The organism is Flavobacterium suzhouense (assembly GCF_042684765.1).
GTDB lineage: Bacteria > Bacteroidota > Bacteroidia > Flavobacteriales > Flavobacteriaceae > Flavobacterium > Flavobacterium suzhouense.
In genome coordinates, this window is record NZ_JBHUMD010000005.1 from 357,081 (window position 1) to 379,322 (window position 22,242).

General features: G+C 39.0%; 15 protein-coding genes. 5 read left to right on the top strand and 10 right to left on the bottom strand.

Annotated elements, in window-relative coordinates:
* The first annotated feature begins 5 nt into the window (after window positions 1–5).
* The 3 genes from ACFSR3_RS04660 (at window position 6) to ACFSR3_RS04670 (ending at window position 2,496) form a co-directional block, all read left to right on the top strand.
* Window positions 6–854 carry a glycosyltransferase gene (locus ACFSR3_RS04660; RefSeq protein ID WP_379819925.1) on the top strand — a complete coding sequence of 283 codons (849 nt, stop codon included), beginning with the start codon at window positions 6–8 and terminating at the stop codon, window positions 852–854.
* A gap of 83 nt (window positions 855–937) precedes the next feature.
* Window positions 938–1,681, top strand: a complete 744-nt coding sequence (locus tag ACFSR3_RS04665; RefSeq protein WP_169520278.1) for an MlaE family ABC transporter permease — start codon at window positions 938–940, stop codon at window positions 1,679–1,681.
* A complete protein-coding gene (locus ACFSR3_RS04670) occupies window positions 1,678–2,496 on the top strand; it encodes an ABC transporter ATP-binding protein (RefSeq protein WP_379819926.1) in 819 nt (272 codons plus the stop codon). The genes ACFSR3_RS04665 and ACFSR3_RS04670 overlap by 4 nt, the downstream gene beginning before the upstream one ends.
* A gap of 38 nt (window positions 2,497–2,534) precedes the next feature.
* On the opposite strand, the gene ACFSR3_RS04675 is transcribed toward ACFSR3_RS04670, so the two are convergent.
* The 10 genes from ACFSR3_RS04675 to porU form a co-directional block, all read right to left on the bottom strand.
* Window positions 2,535–6,779: a gliding motility-associated C-terminal domain-containing protein gene (locus ACFSR3_RS04675; RefSeq protein ID WP_379819927.1), complete on the bottom strand. Its 4,245-nt coding sequence runs from the start codon at window positions 6,777–6,779 to the stop codon at window positions 2,535–2,537.
* An 86-nt stretch (window positions 6,780–6,865) separates the two neighbouring features.
* Window positions 6,866–7,942 (bottom strand): mannose-1-phosphate guanylyltransferase, encoded by a 1,077-nt coding sequence (locus ACFSR3_RS04680; RefSeq protein WP_379819928.1) that lies wholly within the window; start codon window positions 7,940–7,942, stop codon window positions 6,866–6,868.
* Window positions 7,943–8,020: 78 nt separating this feature from the next.
* Window positions 8,021–8,617, bottom strand: a complete 597-nt coding sequence (locus ACFSR3_RS04685; protein ID WP_114757522.1) for a SprT-like domain-containing protein — start codon at window positions 8,615–8,617, stop codon at window positions 8,021–8,023.
* Window positions 8,618–8,620: 3 nt separating this feature from the next.
* Window positions 8,621–9,298 carry an SDR family NAD(P)-dependent oxidoreductase gene (locus ACFSR3_RS04690; protein ID WP_379819929.1) on the bottom strand — a complete coding sequence of 226 codons (678 nt, stop codon included), beginning with the start codon at window positions 9,296–9,298 and terminating at the stop codon, window positions 8,621–8,623.
* Entirely contained in the window at window positions 9,298–10,254 is a 957-nt protein-coding gene (locus ACFSR3_RS04695; RefSeq protein WP_379819930.1) for a M28 family peptidase, read from the bottom strand. The genes ACFSR3_RS04690 and ACFSR3_RS04695 overlap by 1 nt, the downstream gene beginning before the upstream one ends.
* 108 nt (window positions 10,255–10,362) lie before the next feature.
* Window positions 10,363–10,956: a leucine-rich repeat domain-containing protein gene (locus tag ACFSR3_RS04700; protein WP_379819931.1), complete on the bottom strand. Its 594-nt coding sequence runs from the start codon at window positions 10,954–10,956 to the stop codon at window positions 10,363–10,365.
* 69 nt (window positions 10,957–11,025) lie between these two features.
* Complete coding sequence (locus ACFSR3_RS04705; protein WP_379819932.1) at window positions 11,026–12,663, bottom strand: pyruvate dehydrogenase complex dihydrolipoamide acetyltransferase; 1,638 nt, start codon at window positions 12,661–12,663, stop codon at window positions 11,026–11,028.
* Between the two features lie 5 nt (window positions 12,664–12,668).
* A complete protein-coding gene (gene pdhA, locus ACFSR3_RS04710; RefSeq protein ID WP_379819933.1) occupies window positions 12,669–13,667 on the bottom strand; it encodes a pyruvate dehydrogenase (acetyl-transferring) E1 component subunit alpha in 999 nt (332 codons plus the stop codon).
* 221 nt (window positions 13,668–13,888) lie between these two features.
* Complete coding sequence (gene porV, locus ACFSR3_RS04715) at window positions 13,889–15,073, bottom strand: type IX secretion system outer membrane channel protein PorV (protein WP_114757529.1); 1,185 nt, start codon at window positions 15,071–15,073, stop codon at window positions 13,889–13,891.
* 41 nt (window positions 15,074–15,114) lie between these two features.
* Window positions 15,115–18,981: a type IX secretion system sortase PorU gene (gene porU, locus ACFSR3_RS04720; RefSeq protein ID WP_379819934.1), complete on the bottom strand. Its 3,867-nt coding sequence runs from the start codon at window positions 18,979–18,981 to the stop codon at window positions 15,115–15,117.
* Window positions 18,982–19,183: 202 nt separating this feature from the next.
* On the opposite strand from porU, the gene gldJ reads away from it, so the two are divergent.
* A complete protein-coding gene (gene gldJ, locus ACFSR3_RS04725) occupies window positions 19,184–20,854 on the top strand; it encodes a gliding motility lipoprotein GldJ (RefSeq protein WP_379819935.1) in 1,671 nt (556 codons plus the stop codon).
* 69 nt (window positions 20,855–20,923) lie between these two features.
* Complete coding sequence (locus ACFSR3_RS04730; RefSeq protein WP_379819936.1) at window positions 20,924–22,213, top strand: UDP-N-acetylmuramoyl-tripeptide--D-alanyl-D-alanine ligase; 1,290 nt, start codon at window positions 20,924–20,926, stop codon at window positions 22,211–22,213.
* Window positions 22,214–22,242 lie beyond the last annotated feature (29 nt).

Below are 22,242 nucleotides of genomic sequence, written 5' to 3' on the forward strand. Positions count from 1 at the left end.
TCATAATGAGATATTACGCAATCATACCTGCCCACAACGAAGAAGCCTTTATGGGACTGACCCTGCAATCGCTTGCAGCGCAAACTGTACTACCGGCCAAAGTTGTTGTGGTAAATGATAATTCTACTGATAAAACAGCTGCGATAGTTACTGAGTTTGCCGAAAAGCATCCGTGGATCACTTTGGTAAACAAACAATCAGATGCTGTACACATGCCGGGAAGCAAAGTAATACAGGCTTTTCATGCCGGACAGGCAACAATTGATAACAATTATGATATCATCGTAAAACTGGACGCTGACCTCATCCTTCCTTCTGACTATTTTGAAACGGTTTTAGAAGCCTTTAAAAACGATGAAAAAGTAGGTATGGCAGGAGGATTTGCCTACATAGAAAAAAACGGCGAATGGATACTGGAAAACCTGACCGATAAAGACCACATCCGTGGAGCATTTAAAGCATACCGTAAAGAACTTTTCATCCAAATGGGCGGACTTCGTCCTGCAATGGGATGGGACACCGTTGACGAGTTATTGGCAAAATTCTACGGCTGGAAAGTAATAACTATCGAAAGGCTTAAAGTAAAGCACCTTAAACCTACCGGAGCCAACTACAACAAAGCAGCACGTTACAAACAAGGTGAAGCTTTTTACACACTGGGCTACGGATTTACAATAACCGCTATTGCCGGAGCAAAACTGGCCATACGCAAAAAGAAACCTTTTCTTTTCATCGATTACATTAATGGTTTTCTGAAAGCCAAAAAAGAAGGCAAAGCATTACTGGTTAGCGAAGAGCAGGCAAAATACATCCGCAGTTACAGGTGGAAGAAGATAAAAGAAAAACTATTCTAAACACGGGAGTATTAAAAAACTATTAACTAATACTGATTACTGGCTACAATTCGGTATTTTAGCCATTTATTTTCATACTCTAAATGATAAAAGCAATACACCAGATAGGGCGCTATTTCCTGATGCTGAAGGAGGTTTTTAATAAGCCTACAAAGTGGACGGTAATGAAGCCTTTGATTTTTAAAGAAATAGACGACCTTATTATAGGTTCGATGGGAATTGTATCCTTTATTTCTTTCTTTATTGGTGGGGTTGTTGCAATACAAACTGCACTTAACCTTACTAACCCTCTTATTCCAAAAATGCTTATCGCATTCGCAACAAGACAATCTGTTATCCTGGAATTTGCACCAACGTTCATCTCCATCATTATGGCCGGACGTGCAGGTTCATACATTACTTCGAGTATAGGTACTATGCGGGTAACCGAACAGATAGATGCCCTTGAAGTAATGGGGGTAAACTCACTAAACTATCTTGTATTCCCTAAAATCATCGCTTTCCTTTTATATCCGTTTGTCATTGCAGTTTCTATGTTCCTTGGTATTCTTGGCGGATGGCTGGCTGGTGTGTATGGCGGATTTGTAGGCAGCGATCAGTTCCTTCAGGGATTACAACAGGACTTTATTCCTTTCCACATTTTCTATGCATTCTTTAAAACATTCATATTTGGATTCCTTTTGGCAACTATACCTTCGTTCCATGGATACTATATGAAAGGCGGAGCACTGGAGGTAGGAAAGGCAAGCACAACATCGTTTGTATGGACCAGTGTTGTAATCATTTTGGTTAACTATATAGTAACCCAATTACTTTTAAGCTCATGATTGAAGTTAAAGACATAGAGAAAGCGTTTGGGGAGTCTAAAGTATTAAAAGGCATCTCAACAACATTTGACACAGGAAAAACAAACCTAATCATAGGGCGAAGCGGATCGGGAAAAACCGTTATGCTAAAAACACTTTTAGGCATTCATACACCTGACTCAGGCACCATCTCTTTTGATGGAAGGATATACTCTGAACTTACTCCTGACGAGAAAAGGACACTTCGTACAGAGATAGGAATGGTATTTCAGGGAAGTGCTCTATTTGACTCCATGAATGTGGAGGATAACGTGGCATTTCCGCTTAAGATGTTTACCAACATGAGAAGTCGTGAGATAAAAGAAAGGGTAAATCAGGTACTGGACAGGGTTAACCTTAAGGATGCCAATAAAAAATTTCCTAACGAGATTTCAGGAGGTATGCAAAAAAGGGTTGCCATTGCCAGAGCAATCGTAAACAACCCAAAATACCTGTTTTGTGATGAACCCAATTCAGGTCTTGACCCGGAAACATCTATCGTTATTGATGAGTTGATCCAGGAAATTACCAAAGAGTACAACATCACTACAGTAATTAATACTCACGATATGAACTCGGTATTACAGATTGGAGAAAAGATTGTTTTCCTGAAAAACGGAATCAAGGAATGGGAAGGAAACAACGAACAGATACTTGAAACAAGAAACAAATCTATAGTTGAATTTGTTTATTCATCTGACCTTTTCAAAAAAGTACGCGAAAGCCTGTTAGCTGAAGCCGAAGAAGATGAAGGTCATCATCCACATCTTGGACAAAGTCATGACGATAAAAAATAAAAAAAGCGCTTAGATAATCTAAGCGCTTTTTGTTGTTATTATTCCTCCCTCTGAAGGTAAACCCAGCCCGTTACCTGTTTTCCAGCGGAAAGGGTTATCATATAATAATATGTACCTGTAGGCAGTGTACCTTTATCCGACTGCCCATGCCATTCATTAAGGTAGTTATGGGCTTCATATACTTTAAGTCCGTACCTGTTGAATATTTTCAGTTCAACAACATCAAGGTTAGAGAGATCGAAAGTATCGTTCAGGCCATCACCATTAGGAGAAACCCCCTTAGGAATGATACATGAGGTATTATCAATAGTTATAGTAGCAGTAGCAGTACAACCTTCATCATTGGTAACTATTGCCGTATAATCACCCTCGGGCTTATTGGTAATATTTGCCTGCAAGCCAATGAAATTAAAATTCTGGGGACCGGTCCACACAACCGTAGCACCATTAATATCGCTTATATTTTCTACCCAAAGCATGTAATCATAATTCATACAACCCGAACCCAGTTCTAACTCAAACGGATTATCATTTACTACAACAGCTATTTCACGGCTCGCTGTACAAGTAGCATTATCAACAATCACCTCATAATTACCTATTTGGGATATTGACAGATTAGCAGAAGTTTCACCCAGAAGATTTCCTTCCAGATACCATTGATAAGAAGCTGTTGTGCCGTTAAAATTAGCGGGCATAACTGTAAGAAGAGATGTCTGCCCTTCGCATAATTCCGTATTACCTTCAATCATAAATTGTGGAGTAGGATTTACAGTAACTGGCACTATAGTAACATCTGAGGCACAGCCATTCACTAAAACACTCAAAGAATAATCTCCACTTGCCTGAATACCAGCCGCTGCAATAAGCGGGTTTTGTTCAGCAGAAGTAAATCCGTTAGGGCCTGTCCATTGATATACAGCATTAGCAACCGTATCGGCAGAAAGCTGAATATCTGTACCCTCACATACCGGAGCCACAGGATTTAGCACGGGAGCATCCGGAATGTTTTTAAGTTGTATCTCGATTATTGCATCATCAGTATCATTACAAACATTGGTAACAACATACCTGAACTGATATGTCCCTTCAGTAATTTCTGTAGTTGCAAAATTACTTCCTGTTAATGCACCTGTTCCGTTAACGTCTTCCCAAACACCATTCCCATCAAATGAACCTGATAAATAAGACACAAGATCTACCGCATTACCTTCATTACAAAGAGGCACAGTAGCGTCATCTCCTGCTTTTGGCAAAGGATTAATAACGACATCTACACTACTCACTGCAGAAGTACATCCATTGATTGTAGCGCTTAGGGTGTAAGTCCCTGCATTATCAAGGGAAACCGCATTTATTAAAACCGTTTCAAGAGCAGACGTAAATCCATTGGGACCATTCCATTGATAAGTAGCGCCTGCAACCGCTGTAGTTCCCAATTGTAAATTACCTCCTTCACAAATCGGTGAAACCATATTGATTGAGGGAGCCTGAGGAATATCTTTTACTTCAAGGGTAAGTATGGCATCATCAGACAAATTACACAACCCTGACACTATATACCTAAACTGATATGTCCCTTCAGGCAATCCTGCAGTAGTTAATGTATGATTTGTCAGCATACCCGTATTATTCACATCTTCCCAGTCGCCATTTGTAACAATCCCGCCTTCTAAGAAACTCCTAAGATCTGTTGGTTCACCATTATTACAAAACTGGGTAGTTGTATCCTGGCCTGCATTTGGCAATGTGTTTTCCAACAATGAAAAACTCAACTCCTGATTCATACACGACAAAGGATTATCGCTTGTAACGCTAAGATGGTAAACCCCTCCATCGGTTGCCGATTCATAATCCGGGAAGTTAAGCGTACCTGTTGTACTCAGCACAACTCCGGGAGCACCTTCTTTAAACCATTTATAATCAAGAAAAGTAAATTCAGGCACAAAAAGTTTACTATCTTCTCCTTCACAAAATCCTTCAGCCTGAATAGTAATAGGATCAAGTGCATCAATATCCAGTAAAATATTCCTGATATTTCCACAAACATCAGTTAGTCTAAAATTATATGTTGCGCTTTCTAATCCGGTAAAGAGGTTAGACTGACCATTGTTTACAGTAAATGGTTGTCCGTCCTTAGTCGTTATGCTATAAGTTAATGGAGGTATACCATCTGCTATAACTGCAACTTCAGTCAAACCATTAGCACAAGGAAAACTATACGCATCAATTATCTCAGGACCACCTCCAAAATTAAATGTATGTAGCACATGATAACAACGAATGTTAGCAATACTACCATTGTCATAAACAAAGAATGTTTTTATCACCCTAAATTCACCCGTATAAACAAGACTTAAAGCCGTTTGGTTATTTCCTAATGGTAAAGAATTTAATGAATTTACAGCGGTTCCTTCAACAAAATCTACACCTGTATCAGGATGTTCCCAATGGCCTGTAACGGGGTCTAATCTTTGAAGGAAATAGCCCGGAACATAATTACCATTGCTCACATGTTGTAAAAAGAGGTCAAAAGATCCACAATGCTTAGCCACATCAACAGTATTGACCGACATTCCATATCCCGAAACCACAAAATTTAAAGTAAGTACCTGTCCACAAATATTAGTACCCTGCACAGTATAATTCCCTGCCGGTAATGAGTTCATGTAAAATCTACCATCGGAAGCCACATTAACTGAAGCATTATAAGGAAGAGTCTGTCCAAATGAAGTAGGTGCAGCAGTAATAACAAGCCCCGTCAACCCCAATGAACTTGCAATTCTAACCGATCCGTATCCTAAAGCACAGCCAGCACGATGAAGCACCGTTAGATTATCCGAAGATGCACCCGATGTAACTTCCCTCACTACATCATATTCATTCCCACATTCATCCGTTACTACAAAAACATAAGTGCCGGGAGGAATATCTACCATGTTAAAAAAACCATCAGCATCAATACCCGCGCTTACATCTAAAGGGAAAGGTCCCGGGTATCCTGCCGGAGCCGATGTAAGAATAACGCTATCTACTTCACGATCCGGAAATGATATCCCTATCGAACCATCTCCACCGCAAGCGGCCATATCTCCGGTTACCTGCGGCTCATCTAAATCATCATCGTTAAGTGTAAAATTTAACGTAACCGACCTACCGCAAGCGTCTACAACTACTGCCGTATAATCTCCCTCCGGAGCATAAGCTCCGTCTCCGCCATACTCTATCACAGGCACATCAAAGTTAGGATGATTTATATTGAGAGCTGACGGGGTAAATCCGGCTGGTGAACTGGTAAAAGTTACATTTACAGGTCCAACAAAGTTAGCTACCTGTAAACTGAAGAAATTATTACCACACCCTTCAACTTCATCCAAAACCTGAACTGAATACTGTTGATTAATCGCCATCAAATTTTTGGTAAATATATTTCCACAGGCATCAGTTATTTTTATGCTATAAGAGTATTGCTGATTATTGTAAAAAGGCATATCAAAACTCAGATCACTTGTCATTACATTTGATAAAGTTGTAACGATAGGTGTACCACCTCCCGGAGGATAAACAGTATACTGGACTGTAATAGGAAAGAATATGATATTAGGCTGACTCGCCCCTATATGATTTAATACTGTAATAGTATTACAACCCGGCAATTCAGGAATATCACTAAAATCAGGATCTAAAATAATTATACCGGTCGTAGACTGAGTAACGGTAATACTTACCACTACTGCTTCGCCACAAGTGTCTGTCACCCTTACAGAATATAAACCGGCCGGAAGCCCCGTCAAAACATTTGAGGCCTGAGGAGGTTTAATAACCGGCCCTGCTATAATTTCATAGGTAGAAGGATAACCAGAGGTAGCTGTCAGAGTAATAGCACCATCGTTACCACAACGTGAATTTGTAACAGTAAAACCATAAGTAAGTGGTACGATCAGATTATTAATAGTAATACTTTGAGTATTTGTACTTGTTTGTCCATTAAGAGACTGAGTCGCAACTATTGTATAATTACCCGAAGTACGTCCCGGGACAGTAGTACTGGTTGTGGTAATCACATCGTTAACCGTATCCGGAAGCAGATATACTTTATAGGTTACTGTAGCTCCGGGTTGAAGTCCTGAAACGGCAAAATTAAGCACTCCGTTATTTAAGCACGTCTCATCAGTCTTTGTAACAGTAAAATTAAATGCGGGGAGTTGCGCAAATGCACTCAATGAGAAAAACAGGATTATTACATTGAGTAATAACCTGTAAGAAGGTAATTTTTCAGTCATGGTTGGTTTAGTTTAAGCACTCTAAAGATATTGATTTCTTCAGACACCTAAACAAAACCTACAAAATTTAACATAAAAACTTACATTTACTCTACCTTTTTAGCAGCTGATGTAACAATTTCAGTTATCTTTTTTATTTCATGTTCTTTTTCCTTAGGATAAATCAGTAATATATCTTCTTTATCTACTACAATATAGTTATTAAGGCCGTCAACAATAACTGTTTTACCTTTATCCGTCCTAATTATATTGTTGGTTGCGTTTTCAATAAATACCCTGGCATTAACTACAGCATTGTTATTTTCATCCTTGTCAAGTTTATCATGCAAAGACCCCCATGTGCCAAGATCATTCCAGTCAAAATCTGCGGGAAGCACATAAACATTAGATGCTTTTTCCATTACAGCGTAGTCAATAGAAATATTATTGCTTTTAATATAATTGGCACCAATAAATTCCTTTTCCCCTGAAGTATTATAACTCTCATAGCCTGCCATGAAAAGCTCATACATATCCGGCTGAAACTCAAGAAAAGCATTAGTTACAGCTTTAACACCCCAAATAAAAATACCGGCATTCCAAAGAAAATTCCCTTGCGCTAAAAAAGATTTCGCGGTAGCATAATCAGGTTTTTCTCTAAACTGCTCTACTTTTTTAATTTGCCTGTCCGTTTTGAAATCATATTCTATATAACCATATCCTGTATTTGGAAAAGTAGGCTTTATACCAAGAGTCATTAGCACCTCTTCTTTTCCGGCACAATCAAATGCGCTTTGAAGATTTTGAAGAAAAGCATCTTCATCTTCAATCCAATGATCTGTTGGCGCAACAACCATTAAGGCATCAGGATTTAGTTTCTTTATCTTCAGCGTAGCATAAAGTATACAGGGAGCAGTATTGCGCATTGCCGGTTCTAGAACAATCTGATCAGGAGTAAGCTCCGGCAATTGCTCCAACACGATATCATTATAGATTTCGTTAGTAAGTACAAGTATATTTTCCTGCGGTATAAGTTTAGTAAGTCTGCTATATGTCTTTTGAATAAGGGTTTCTCCCGTACCCAGCATATCATGAAACTGTTTAGGAAACTGTGTAGTGCTTACAGGCCAAAAACGAGAGCCAACACCGCCAGCCATCAATACCGCATAATAGTTTGTGTTCATTCTTTTGGTTTTAATTCCTTAAGTAAAGTTTCTACTTAATAAGTAAAAAACAAAGCCGTTTAATTTTCATTTAACACATTAAGGCACAAGCTCAACTTCGGCATTAGGATTAAAAAGATATACTCTGCCGGTACTAATCTCAAGACATTCAAATCTTTTAACCCTTTGGGCTCCCTTTTTGAAAATCTTGCCATTGTGTATTCTAAAATGGCTTCCGTAAGGAAGTTCAAATATATAATTCTTTTCCGACCTATCATCAAATTGTTTTAAAGCAATTGCAAGAGTAGCATCGGTATCACTGCTTGCTTTCGGATTTCTAAAGTGCCTGGCAAGTAATGGCAATAACTGATTCGGGAATATCTCAGGACGAATAAAAGGCACCATTAGCTTCTGAAAAGTACTTTTCCACTCATCTCCATGAGGCTTAATATTTCTTCCATATTTCTCAAAAGCAGCTAAATGAGCAATTTCATGTATAAGCGTAATCAAGAAACGGTATTTATTCAGACTGGCATTCACAGTTATCTGATGTAATCCGTTATGATCGCGCCTGTAATCACCATGACGCGTTACCCTTTCATTTACTATTTTCAGGTTAACCCCATAATGTTTTATCAGCTCAAAAGCTGCATCTGTAGCATGTTCCGGCAAATAAGGGGAAAGTATATGTTTCACGTATTAAGGCGTAGTACTTGACACCTGCAGTACTTTACCATTAAAATAAGTATTGCCGGTTAGCGCAAAATTATAAATATAATCACTCATTTGTTTAGGAGAAAGCGGCGCTTCATACCCCGGAAAAGCTTCCTGCAACATCTCGGTATTTACAGCGCCGAGAGCCAGTACATTAAACGAGATTCCCTGTTCACGGTATTCTTCCGCCAAAAGTTCACTAAGCGTAATCACAGCTCCTTTACTGGAACTATAAGCGGCAAGTCCGGCAAACTTCATTGTACCCTGAACTCCTCCCATACTGCTTACGGTAACCACGTGGCTGCCTTTAGGCATATAAGGCAACACAACTCTGTTAAGGGCAGCTACTCCAAAAACATTTACTTTATAGATATACTCAAATTCTTCAGCAGATATTTGAGCAAATGGTTTCAATATCAAAGCCCCTGCATTATGGATTAGAATATCTACCGTTTTCCATGTTTTTTCAACAAAGTCTGAAATACGCTCTAACCCTTCTCCTGAAGCAAGATCTATTTTCAAACATGAGATATTTCGATTTTCAATTAGGGCTTCAGGTATTTTTCTGGAAATTGCAAGTACATTATGACCCGCTTTTGCAAACTGAAGAGCCAACTCATATCCTATCCCTCTGCTTGTACCTGTTATAATTATATTTTTCATTATTTTTTCAATACAATTTCTTTACTTGGCGCATTTACTGTTTTTTCTACCACTGGTATCATCTGTTGTATAAAATCAGTCATATGCTTAGTATCCATAACATCAAATTCATCACCTAGCTGATGGTAATATTTAAAAGCCGTCATCTCAGTAGTACACAATGTATGTGCAGGAATATTAAATTCCTGCCAAAACGGGTAATTATCCGATGCCCTAAACAACTGGTATTGCATCTCAAAAGCATTTGAGCCAATTATCTTTTTACCGGCATACTCATTTAACTTGTCTGCCATATTACTACGCCCATAACCTGTTAAGTAAGCTAACAAACCATCCCCTAACGGCACACCTGTCATTTCAAAATTCAACATGGTGTAAACAGGAAAGTTCTGTTCTTTCAGCTTAGCAGCAAGATGCTTTGACCCCAAAAGGCCTTTTTCTTCACCCGAGAAAAAGCAGAACAAAATACTGCGCTTATTCGATTTTACCTTGCCATAATAATTAACCAGTTCTGCAACGGTTGTAGTACCTGTTGCGTTATCATCGGCCCCATTATAAATATTGTCACCATTTACAGTTTCTTTTGCAAGCCCGATGTGATCATAATGCGCCCCAATTACAACAAACTCTTTTTTCAATTTAGGATCAGTTCCTTCGAGAACACCAACAATATTATAAGCCGGCACAGTCATATTGGAAAGTGTATCCCTGTATGTTGAAAAATAAGGTTTTATTCCATTCTTTTGAAGCACATCCTCCAGATAACGAGCAGCCATTTCCATTTCCGGCGTGCCAGGCTCACGGCCTTTCAAATCATCAGACGCAAGAAATTTAAGCGTTGTTATTACTGATGCCTCTTCTACCTTATAAGGAGCCTGTACAGCCTTCTTTTTCTGGGCAGAAATCATCCCTACGCATCCCAAAGATAAAAGGGAAACATATATAAGTTTTTTCATGTTTTGTTTTTTGTATTCAGCTAAAATAAGAAAAATTTACAAGTTGATTTAAGATTCAAAAATAAGGTTACGTTTAGAAATCAAAAGCTCAATTTCATTTTGAGTATGTCATCTATCATAAAAATTAATCTTTAGCAACGGTCTCTTTTCTTTTAACTCTTTCAATACCTTATCGTCTATCTGATGACGGAAAACATTTAGCTCTTCAAGCTTTTCAGGAAGTCGATTCTCCTCAACCTTTAACAACCAGTCGGCATTAAAACTCAACATTCGTAGATTTTCAAGATCCCTTATATCTTCAGGAATTATTGTAAAATCACAATTCTCAAGACTCAGCTCCTTCAGATTATCCATTTTTTTTACATCAGGATGAAGCTCTAAAAAATCAAACCCTCTTAAATACAAACGCTTCAATCTATATAATCTCGTAATCCATAAAGGAAACTCCTTAAACGGCACATTAATTATCGCTAATTCAGTTAATGTTTTCAACTCTCCTATTTGTTCAGGAAGAAGCTTTGAATAACCACCTCCCACTAAAACATATAAAGAACTTAATTTACTGAACTTTAAAAAATCTTCAGCAAAATCATCAATATTTGCAGTAAAATGCAGTCTAAGCCTCTTAACCCTATTAGGATTTTTAAGCGCCCTTTCCAAGCTATTATATTCGCCAAAAAGCAATTCCCTTAATTTCCCCATAAACAATTCTACAAAAAAAATACCCATCCTGAATCCAGAACGGGTATATATATTTTGATTACTGCAAGCTTACGCCAGCATAGTAACCGGATTCTCGATATATTGTTTCAGGGTTTGCAGGAACTGAGCTCCCGTAGCACCATCAATTGTACGGTGATCACAAGTCAGCGTTACTGTCATAGTGTTCCCTACTACAATCTGTCCATTCTTAACAACCGGCTTCTGAACGATAGCACCTACTGAAAGGATAGCTGAATTCGGCTGGTTAATAATAGATGTAAACTCCTGGATACCAAACATACCTAAGTTAGAAACTGTAAATGTACTTCCGTCCATTTCGGCAGGAGTAAGTTTTTTATTTCTTGCTTTACCGGCAAGATCTTTTACACCCGAACCAATTTGAGAAAGGCTCATCATGTCAGTAAATTTAAGTACCGGAACCACAAGACCGTCTTCAACAGCTACAGCTACACCTATACTGATATGTTTGTTGTAAACAGTAACATCATCTTTCCAGTGTGTATTAATTTGCGGATGCTTACGTAACGCCATAGCACTAGCCTTGATAACCATATCGTTGAATGATACTTTAGTATCAGGAACAGCGTTGATAACATTACGGCTTGCAATAGCATTATCCATATCAAGCTCAATAGTTAAGCTATACTCCGGAGCAGTGAATTTAGATTCAGCAAGACGACGCGCAATAGTTTTACGCATTTGGTTGTTTTTCACTTCTTCGGTAGCCACTTCACCTACAGGCGTGTAAGCTACAGCAGCAGGAGCAGCAGCCGATTGTGCCGGAGCGGCAGAAGCAGCAGACTGGGCAGCAGCAGGAGTAAAGTTTTCAATATCTTTCTTAACGATACGTCCGTTTTCTCCGGAACCTTTTACCTGATTCAGATTAACACCTTTATCCTCGGCAATTTTACGGGCAAGCGGAGAAGCAAATACTCTTCCACCATCATTAGTTGCAGGAGCAGCTTCTGCTTGTGGAGCAGCAGCTTCTTCTTTCTTAGTTTCAGCAACCGGTGCAGCTTCAGATTTTGCAGGAGCCGGTGCAGAAGCATTAGCATCAATACCTGAAACATCTGTTCCTGCAGGCCCGATGATAGCAAGCATACTATCTACAGATGCTGTTTGACCTTCCTGAATTCCTATTTTAAGAAGCACACCTGAATGGAATGATTCAAACTCCATTGTTGCTTTATCAGTTTCAATCTCAGCAAGAATATCACCTTCTTTTACGGTATCGCCTTCTTTTTTAAGCCATGTTGCAACAGTACCTTCAGTCATTGTATCACTTAGACGAGGCATTGTTACCACAGTAACACCTTTAGGCAGTTCCGCCGATGCAGCAGGAGCTGCAGTTTCAGCAGCAACTTCAGCTTTTGGAGCAGCGGCCTCTTCTTTTTTAGCCTCAGCAGCAGGAGCTGCATTACCGTTAAGAAGACCTGAAATATCTTCTCCGGTCTCTCCGATGATAGCAAGAACTGAATCTACAGGTGCAGTTTCGCCCTCATTAATTCCAATATGTAAAAGCGTACCTGCATCAAAAGCCTCAAATTCCATAGTAGCTTTATCAGTCTCAATCTCAGCAAGGATATCGCCTTCTTTAATAACGTCTCCAACTTTCTTAAGCCACGTAGCCACAGTACCTTCGGTCATTGTGTCGCTAAGGCGCGGCATTGTAATGATTTTTGCCATGGTAATTATAGTTTATGTGGTAAGAATGGATAATCTTTTTGATCGTAAACAACGTCGTACATTACGCTTAAGTCCGGATATGGAGACTCTTCAGCGAATTTTTCACACTCCTCTACAAGCTCTTTTACTCTCTGATCAATTGCCTCGATCTCCGCCTCTGTTGCATAGTTGTTTTCTTTAATAATATCTAGAACCTGAGTAATAGGGTCGATTTTTTTGTACTCTTCAACCTCCTCTTTAGTTCTATAGTGCTGTGCATCACTCATTGAGTGACCACGATAACGGTATGTTTTCATTTCAAGGAACGTTGGTCCGTCTCCTCTTCTTGCTCTTTCCATTGCCTCGTGCATTGCCTCAGCAACTTTAATAGGGTTCATTCCGTCAACAGGTCCACATGGCATTTCATACCCAAGACCAAGTTTCCAGATATCTGTGTGGTTAGCAGTACGCTCAACAGAAGTACCCATTGCATAACCGTTATTCTCTACAATAAAAACTACAGGAAGTTTCCAAAGCATCGCCATATTGAAAGCTTCGTGAAGCGATCCCTGACGTGCAGCACCATCACCAAAATAAGTAAGGGTTACACCACCTGTATTAAAATATTTATCGGCAAATGCCATACCTGCACCTACAGGTATCTGAGCACCTACGATACCGTGACCTCCGTAGAATCCATGCTCTTTTGAGAAAATGTGCATCGACCCTCCAAGACCTTGTGAAGTACCTGTTGCTTTACCTAAAAGCTCTGCCATAACTTTCTTAGGATCCACTCCCATACCTATTGGCTGAACGTGGTTACGGTAAGCTGTGATCATTTTATCTTTTGAAAGATCCATTGCATGCAATGCTCCTGCAAGGACAGCTTCCTGTCCGTTATATAAGTGAAGGAAACCTCTAACTTTTTGCTGAATGTATAAAGCTGCAAGTTTGTCTTCAAATTTTCTCCAAAACTGCATATCCTCATACCACTTCAGATAAACCTCTTTTGTTATTTCTTTCATTGGGCTAAATTATTGTTGCTGATGTGATTTTATAAAAAATGTTTTCTGTGACCGCAAATAGTTTCCTCACACAAATTTGCGAAAGGCAAAAATACTACTTCCCATCAATAACAAAAAAAAATAAGCTAAGTATTTTGTTTATTTTTTGGGGTAACTCAAAAGCCTTTGTTATTAAACAAAAAATAAGGGATTCAAATGAATCCCTTATTTTATATATTATACTAATATTCGTCCCAGTCGTCTCCGAAGTTGAAGCTAAGTGAGAAACGTAATGTGTTTTCAAGAGGATTTCTAACCTGAGAAGCAGAGAACAGGTAAGACACGTCAATCTTAACTACGGTATATCTGAATCCGGCACCAAGAGAGAAAAACTTACGAGCCCCTTTTAGTTCGTTCTCGTTAAAATAACCCAAACGGAACATAAAGGCATCCTGATAAGAATACTCAGCACCTACTGAATAAGTAACCTCTTTAAGTTCTTCGCTAAAACCTCCCGGCGCATCGCCGAATGATTTAAAGATACCTGAAACCCAGCCTATATCATTGTATTCCTCGTTAACAATTGCCTGATCGTCTGCATTAATATTGCCATCGCCATTTCTATCAGTTACCTCCTTAGGGGTAGGTACTAAAAGTTTTGCCAGCTCAAGATTAACACCTAACTTATTATACTCATCGAAAATAAAATCAAACCCACCGCCAAGCTTCATTGTAGAAGGCAAAAAGTTTGCACTCATTTCCGGATCGTTATCATAGCTTAATTTAGGACCAAGGTTCTGAAAATTAAAACCTGCTCTCCAACGTCCATTGAAATCAGAAAAAGCAATTTCTTCAGACTGGTAGAAACCAGCAACATCAAAAGCAAAAGTTGTAGCTGCACTGGCATCACCCCCTCCTGCCGATTCAGGTATTTTTAAGTTAGAGCTTATAAAACGTCCGGCTATAGCCATTGAAAACTGCTCATCAAGCTTAAGTGAATACGACAAGTCTACAGCAAGCTCATTTGGAGACCTAACTACTGCAGGATCATCAGGATTCTGACGAAGTTCAATATCACCCAAACCAAAGTAACGAAGACTACCCGCAAAGGCACTTCTTTCATTAAATCTGTTATAATAAGTCACCTGACCCAAAGATATATCATTAGCGATATCTGTCAGATAAGGAGTGTAACTAAATGATAGACCATGCTCTTTTAAAGCAAATGCATATTTTGCCGGGTTCCACTGTTGTGAATAAACATCCGAAGACGTTGCAACACCGTTATCTGCCATACCGGCAGCACGGGCATCAGCGGCTATTGTTAAAAAAGGAACTGCTGTAGTAATCACTCTACTATCAGTCACCTGGGCTTTGGCAAACTGCACTCCTAAAAGGCACAGCGCTATTAATACAATCTTTTTCATTCTTATTTTAAAAATTTAAAGGGTCACAAATATAATGTTTTTTACAGCAATACAAGCTTTTCGTACTTTTCTGCTGTTTTATTAGTAACAGTCGACCTTACAGTGAGCTTATACACATAAACTCCTTTACCTATCCGATCGCCAAAATCATCTTTTCCATCCCATTTTATATCGCGGCACAAAAACCCATCGGTAGTAACAGATTGGTTTATTGTTTTAACCACCTTACCTGTCACGGTAAATATCTGAACCTGTACATCAAGAGGCTCAAAAGGCCTGTTGTGGTTAAACCAAAATTCGGTATAGCTCACAAAAGGGTTAGGGTAATTAAGCACCTTATCCAGCGTAAGCCCTTCATCACCTACAACTACAAACTGGATTTCAGCAGTAACAAGATTATTATACACATCCCACGCCTTAAGCGTTATGGTATGCAGTCCTTTTTCGAGATTACTAAACGGAAAACGCAACGAACCTCTTTGGTAGTTATCTTTTTCCGCCTCATAATAATCATTCATAATATAAGGATTGTTTTCATCTCCATCGAGAATCCCAACAATATCATGTCCAATACCACTCGCTGTATTAATACCATGCTCATCTTCAAGAAAAGCAAGAAATATTGGTGAAGCATTTGTAATACCCCCTGAAACAAATGACTCATCATTCATATACAGCCTTACTTTTGGGCCTGTCGTATCTGCTTCCGGATTAGGATTTACACCTCCCACTTTTACAGTAGTACTATACCCCTGCCTGTCATCTGTTTTTGTTGTTCGTGAAGCATACAAACTCACTCTCCCCTCTGCAACAGGTATCTTAATATCACGCGGAACCACAAACCCAAACTCAAACAAACCATTAGTAACCGATGCATTACCCCTAAATATTGTCTCACCAAGCGTAGAGAACGGAATCACTTTGCCCATATGATCATTATCAAGCGTTTGCCTGTTAATATTTTTATCAAAAACAGTTACCTCAAGCTCTCCATTATAATTGGTTGCCGTCGCCGAGCCATTCACTACTTTACCTTCCAACTTTACATAAGCTAAGGAATTAAGAGCTCCCGTAAAATCTGCTACGGGAATATCATTTATTTCCGTCAGAACTATCTCAGGCTTAGGAATAGCCAGCTTAAGCGCCGGATCCCCAATAAAACACACCATCCTGATATTTTTGTTATTCATAGTTACCTTAGAAACACGAAGCGCTTCCGCTACCGAAGGAAACTCATCCTGTCCGTAAGCATAAAGATTTTTCACCATCAACGGCGTAAAGTTTTCAGCAACAGTAATATATAACGCTCTTGTAGTACTTATCAAACCTATAGCACCACCTTGAGCATTCCAATAAGTATATTCCCCTACTGTAGGCCTGTAAGGATTATCGAATTTGGTTATTTCACAACTAGCCGTTATAAAAACAGGGTACTTATGTTTATTAGTAAGATTATCAGCATCTTTTTTTTCATAGATACGCTCTCCTGCCATGCCATCTTCTCCACCATGCCCTAAATAGTTAACAATAAGAGCACCATAATTAATCGCCCTTATCAATTCCTCTTTAGCCTGAGGATAGCGCTGCCCTCCCGCCGAAGACTCCTGCACATAAGAATCTGTATATATTTTCCTGACATTCACAAAAGGCCTTGCCGCAATAAGCTCATTCGTCATATCATCCAGCGTATCCACAAAACCTAAAGAACCGCTACCATCAAGATCGTCGGCAATAACAATAAAATCATTACGCCATCTGCCATACGCCTCAGACGCTTTATATTCCGCAACCTTATTCACCATCTCATCCGCCTGCTTTTTATCATTCACAAGCATCCTTCCAACAGCGACATCAAGCCCTTCGCTCCCGGAATCAAGCATAGCACCCTCTTCCGGATCCATGAGGCCATAAAAATCATCCGTAGTAAATGTTGTTACCGTACTATAACTATTAAAAGCCGGAATTGGATCATACCCCTGCATTATAGGCACTACATTAGTATTATTCGGAATCCTGTTCTTATAATCAAATGACGCATCGCCGAAAAGATTTACATATTTTATTCTTTTGTCCGGAGACGATGCATTCAAATAAATATATTTAACCAAATTTCGAATCGCAGCAATATCCTGTTTTCCCGAAGAAAACTCGGTATATATATTTTCAAGATTAACCACTTTTACATTCATTCCTTCCTTACGATGAATATTAGCAAGGTTTTCAGCAGAAGAATTAAGATTCGCAGGAGTTACAATAAGATAATCCACATCCTGAAACTGACCGTTAGAACCATTAAAAATAGTACCCTTTATATTTTGATTAGCAACACGGGTCTGACTATCACGTAATGGCGTATAGTAATCTGACGAAACTACCGTAATATATTTCCTTACCTCTCCTAATGTAGACTTAAACGAAAATTGCGACTGAAGTCCCTCGTTTTGTATTTTACCTACATTATATATATCTGTAATATCCCAAACCTGATTTATTCCTGTCGCATTAGACAGATTATACTGTATTACTCCATTATTGGTCGCTGCATCATTATACTGGAAACGAAACTGCTTCCCGTTACCCTGCAATTTTCTCTTAGCCTGAACCACAACATAATCTAACCACGCATTAGCACTCGGAGCACCATTGTTATTATAAGTAAGCCCTACAGTTATATCATTTCCTGAGGGAGTGAACGAAACAGACACCGGACCATTATCACCCACATTAACAGTAACACCTCCGTCATCAGCAGCATCATGTTCACCAGGCACCTTAAAGCGAAGCGCACCAAGATCCTGACCATTTACTTTTATTACCATAGAGGTTTGCACAGGAGCATTTGCAGCCGCACTAACTTTTACAGTAGCTGCGACAGCTTCTATATCAGGAATGGTAAATTTAAACTCCTGTTCATTATTTACATTAAAAGGATCTCCATGCCATTTACGTCCAAGTCGCGCGATATTAACAAGATCCTTTTCATAGTATTGATATTCATCAAACACTGCCGTAGTAAGTGTAGGCGCTCCCGAAGGCTGCCCCATAGTTGTTATACGCTTACCCGGACCACCCTGCGATGTAACATAATAGTATGACTTATCCGCATACAGATTATTGTGCGAGCCGTTTTCCTGACTCCAGTTATCAACACCTTCAGCATAAAAAAGAATATAGTCAGCACTATCAAACTTACCGTCTTCTTCGCCAATAAAAGTTATCGCATTTTCTTCCGGATCGGCAGGGTAATCAACACTATTCCTAAGAGGTGCCATTCTACCGCCGTTACCATATATTTTAATATTACGCGGATCTACATTAACATCCAAACCTAATTGCTGCAGAAAACCACGTGATATTTTATATACCCCTGATTTGGTTACATAAAAACGAAACCAGCTTCCAGAAGAAAGTACTGAATTTGAAATAACATTAAAATCATTAACCCCATAGGTAACCGTTTCTCCGGCAAAAGCATTATAACTATAGGTAAACGATTTGATCCTTTTATACCCTCCACCTTCTTTTATAATAGGAGACAGCCTAATCCCGGCCATCCATTTGTCTCTTGCTTTCGAAGCAGCTATAGAAGCATTAATAGCCGACGGGACAGATGATGCAGAAAGTGTCCCCAACTTATCCGAAGTCATACTTTCATAAACCACATTAGTGATTTGCAATGATTTTTGATCTACCGGACCGGAAACAGGAAAAGAATAAGAGAAAAACAATTGTTTTGTATTCGCGTCATAATCGAGATATTGAGCCTGAAATTCCGGCAAAACTAAAGCCTCTTCTACAAGAAAAGACTTAACATTGTCTGTCCAGTTCAAAACAATTTCACCCCTTTGCTGCGCAAAAGAAACAATTGAATATAGTAGAGTAAAAAAGAATAATCTGTTTTTCATCATTGAGAGAACGCAGCTATGCGAGATATATTACAGCAAAAGGAAAATTTTTTCTTTTACCCGCCTGCAATATTACTTCAAAATAGGCGTTATAGAATAAGAGATTTAACATAATTTTAGATTTTTTACAAAAATTTTAAAAACGTGTTGCGGTTTAACGGTTAATTATTATATTGCGCCACGAAATTTATTTACCTACTGAAAGATGAAAGTTAACAAAATCACGGCTTTACAGTTGCTTCTCGCGTTTGCGATGGCATTTGGTTTTACTGCGTGCAGTAAAAAAGGGTCAAATGGTAATTCCACTGCTACAGGCTGGAAGATCAATGACAAGAAAGGTGGATTCCAACACAACTCTAAGTACAAAAAGCAGGAAACTGCTCCGGGGCTTGTAGAGATAGAAGGTGGAACATTTACTATGGGTAAAGTTCAGGACGATGTTATGCACGATTGGAACAACACTCCAACACAGCAACACGTTCAGTCTTTCTTTATGGACGAAACTGAGGTTACTAACGTAATGTACATGGAGTATCTTGACTGGTTAAAAAGGGTTTTCCCTCCAACAGAAGAGAACTATAAAAACATTTATGTTGGTGCTTTACCAGACACTCTTGTATGGAGAAGTGCTCTTGGTTACAATGAAACAATGACAAATAACTACCTAAGACACCCGGCATATTCTAACTTCCCGGTTGTAGGTGTTAACTGGATACAGGCTGTAGAATTCTCTAAATGGAGAACAGACCGTGTTAACGAATCTGTACTTGAAAGAGAAGGATACCTTAAAAGAGACGCAAAAGTACTTGACGTAACTGCTGAAACTACATTCAGTACTGAGGCTTACCTAGAAAGCCCTACTAAATCGTACGGTGGTAACGAGGAAATCGTTCTTAAAGGCCAAAGAAACAAATTAGCAAACAAAGAAGGTGCTACTAACGTATACGCACAAAGAACTTCAGGTATCATTCTTCCTGAATACAGACTTCCAACTGAAGCTGAATGGGAATATGCTGCTGTTGCTCTTGTAGGTAACCGTGAGTACAACCTTTACAGAGGAGATAAAAAATACCCTTGGAAAGGTTCTTACACTCGTAGTGGAAAAAGAACTTCAAAAGGTGATCAGCTTGCCAACTTTAAACAAGGTAAAGGTGATTACGGAGGAATTGCAGGATGGTCTGATGACAACGCTGATATCACAGCTCCGGCTAAATCTTACCCACCAAACGACTTTGGTCTGTATGATATGTCTGGTAACGTTGCAGAATGGGTAGCTGACGTTTATCGTCCTATCGTAGATGACGAAGCTAACGACTTCAACTACTACAGAGGTAACGTTTATATGAAAAACAAAATTGGTGAAGACGGAAGAGCTGAGATCGTAACTACTGACAACATTCAGTATGATACACTTGCTAATGGTAAAATCCAATACAGAAACCTACCTGGTCAAATTTCTCAGGAGCAAATTACAACTGACGATACTTACCTAAGACAAAACTATACAAGAAGTGACAACAGAAACTTCAGAGATGGTGACAGACAATCTACACGTTACTACGATTTCAGTGGTACTGATGAAGAAAAAGGTACTGAAAAAGAATCAGAAAGAATGTATGACTCTCCAAAACACCTTGTAACTAAAGATAGCCTTGGCAACATGGTAAGAGAGTATGACAAATCTTCAAAAAGAACTACTCTTGTAAACGATAACGTTCGTGTATACAAAGGAGGATCTTGGAGAGACAGAGCTTACTGGCTAGACCCTGCACAAAGAAGATACTTCCCACAGGATATGGCTACAGACTACATCGGATTCCGTTGTGCTATGTCTAAAGTAGGTCCAAAATCAAGCAAAAAGAAAGCTAGAAACTAATTAAGTTTCATCTTATGTAAATACAATAAAAGCCCTATCTTAGGGCTTTTATTTTTTTATATACTTTCCATGGAAACCAAAGAACTTTACAGCTATTTCCTGCAATGTAAAAGCATAGCAACAGATACCCGAAAAATAGCTCCGGACTCGTTATTCTTTGCCCTGAAGGGAGATAATTTTGATGCCAATACCTTTGCTGCTGAAGCGCTCTCAAAAGGGGCAAAATATGTAGTGATTGACAATCCTGCTTATAAAACAGGCGACAATATGCTTTTGGTTCCTGATAGCCTTGCGGCATTACAAAATCTTGCACGTCATCATCGTCGTGAACTTGGCCTTCCGGTAATAGCCTTAACTGGCAGCAACGGAAAAACCACCACCAAAGAACTTATCAACGCTGTTCTTTCAAAAAAATACAATACTACTGCCACAATTGGCAATCTTAACAACCATATCGGAGTACCTCTTACCCTACTATCCTTTACCCACGAAACTGAAATAGGTATCGTAGAAATGGGTGCTAATCACCAAAGGGAAATTGCCTTCTTATGCTCTATAGCAGAACCTAACTTTGGCTATATAACTAATTTTGGAAAAGCACACCTTGAAGGTTTTGGAGGTTATGAAGGCGTTATTAAAGGCAAAAGCGAATTATATGATTATCTGAAGGAGAACATCAAAACTGCTTTTGTAAATCTTGATGACCCTATTCAGCGTGAAAAAACCAAAGATATGTCGCGTTATACATTTGCAATAGATAACTACAACTGCGACGTAAGAATTGATGCTGCATCAGCCAATCCAATGGTTACGATAAAATATAACGGACAGGATATAAAATCACACCTCATAGGTATTTATAACGCGACAAACATAAGCGCTGCCATTACTATCGGACATCACTTTAAAGTAAGTGATGAAAAAATAAAAGATGCTATTGAAGGTTATATTCCATCAAATAACCGTTCGCAATTACTTGAAAAGAATAGTAACAATATCATTTTGGATGCCTATAATGCCAACCCAAGCAGTATGCAGGCCGCTATCGCCAACTTCCTTCAGCTTGACACTGAAGAAAGCTACAAAATCGCCGTTCTGGGAGACATGTTTGAATTAGGCAAGGAAAGTCACGAAGAACACGCTAAAATTGTTCAGTCACTTGTGAATGAAGAAGGAATTGAAATTTATTTTGTAGGCAAAGATTTTTACAATAGTAAGGCTCAGGTAACCCACATGCATTTCTTTGAAAGTTTTGACACCTTTAAGGAGAACTTTAGCAATTTAAAACCTGAGAAAAAAACAATACTTATCAAAGGCTCGCGAGGCATGGCTCTAGAGAGAACACTTGAACTGATATAAAAGAAATGCTCCTAAAAAAGGAGCATTTC

Bases quoted from the DNA above. Each gene is read 5' to 3' on its own strand.
- porV (WP_114757529.1), bottom strand. From the start codon at position 15,073: ATGAAAAAGATTGTATTAATAGCGCTGTGCCTTTTAGGAGTGCAGTTT.
- ACFSR3_RS04705 (WP_379819932.1), bottom strand. From the start codon at position 12,663: ATGGCAAAAATCATTACAATGCCGCGCCTTAGCGACACAATGACCGAA.
- ACFSR3_RS04670 (WP_379819926.1), top strand. From the start codon at position 1,678: ATGATTGAAGTTAAAGACATAGAGAAAGCGTTTGGGGAGTCTAAAGTA.
- ACFSR3_RS04675 (WP_379819927.1), bottom strand. From the start codon at position 6,779: ATGACTGAAAAATTACCTTCTTACAGGTTATTACTCAATGTAATAATC.
- ACFSR3_RS04690 (WP_379819929.1), bottom strand. From the start codon at position 9,298: ATGAAAAATATAATTATAACAGGTACAAGCAGAGGGATAGGATATGAG.
- ACFSR3_RS04700 (WP_379819931.1), bottom strand. From the start codon at position 10,956: ATGGGGAAATTAAGGGAATTGCTTTTTGGCGAATATAATAGCTTGGAA.
- gldJ (WP_379819935.1), top strand. From the start codon at position 19,184: ATGAAAGTTAACAAAATCACGGCTTTACAGTTGCTTCTCGCGTTTGCG.
- ACFSR3_RS04665 (WP_169520278.1), top strand. From the start codon at position 938: ATGATAAAAGCAATACACCAGATAGGGCGCTATTTCCTGATGCTGAAG.
- pdhA (WP_379819933.1), bottom strand. From the start codon at position 13,667: ATGAAAGAAATAACAAAAGAGGTTTATCTGAAGTGGTATGAGGATATG.
- porU (WP_379819934.1), bottom strand. From the start codon at position 18,981: ATGATGAAAAACAGATTATTCTTTTTTACTCTACTATATTCAATTGTT.
- ACFSR3_RS04660 (WP_379819925.1), top strand. From the start codon at position 6: ATGAGATATTACGCAATCATACCTGCCCACAACGAAGAAGCCTTTATG.
- ACFSR3_RS04730 (WP_379819936.1), top strand. From the start codon at position 20,924: ATGGAAACCAAAGAACTTTACAGCTATTTCCTGCAATGTAAAAGCATA.
- ACFSR3_RS04695 (WP_379819930.1), bottom strand. From the start codon at position 10,254: ATGAAAAAACTTATATATGTTTCCCTTTTATCTTTGGGATGCGTAGGG.
- ACFSR3_RS04680 (WP_379819928.1), bottom strand. From the start codon at position 7,942: ATGAACACAAACTATTATGCGGTATTGATGGCTGGCGGTGTTGGCTCT.